This is a genomic window from Pseudoalteromonas sp. MER144-MNA-CIBAN-0113, from assembly GCF_040308965.1.
In the GTDB taxonomy this organism is placed as follows: domain Bacteria; phylum Pseudomonadota; class Gammaproteobacteria; order Enterobacterales; family Alteromonadaceae; genus Pseudoalteromonas; species Pseudoalteromonas tetraodonis.
The window spans coordinates 1-299 of record NZ_JBEOOG010000262.1 but is presented as its reverse complement, the minus strand read 5'-3'; the positions used below and the strand labels follow the sequence as shown (position 1 = coordinate 299).

The following is a 299-nucleotide window of genomic DNA, read 5'->3' as shown; positions in this document are numbered from 1 at the left end:
ACTTCACACCGTTAGGTAAATCGATTGATGGTATAGGAATAACCCCAGATGTGGCGGTTAATCAAACAAACCTTTCACAAAGTAATAAAGCCGTTATAATAAAAAATGAACATACTAACAGTAACGCGCAATTACTTACTGGTAACTTAGCAGATTTACAATTAGTTAAAGCTAAACAATTACTCAGCATGCAATAGCTTGTATAAGCTGTTAAACAAAGCTAAAAAAGATAATAAAAACTATAAACGTGAAAATAATAAAATGGCTAATATTAGCTATTTGTTTTAGCTCAGCAACAA

1 pseudogene is annotated in these 299 nt (G+C 30.8%); it reads left to right on the top strand.

The features are described 5' to 3' along the window. A pseudogene (locus tag AAEY57_RS19645) lies at positions 1–197 on the top strand (S41 family peptidase); the annotation flags it as partial. Positions 198–299: the final 102 nt, after the last annotated feature.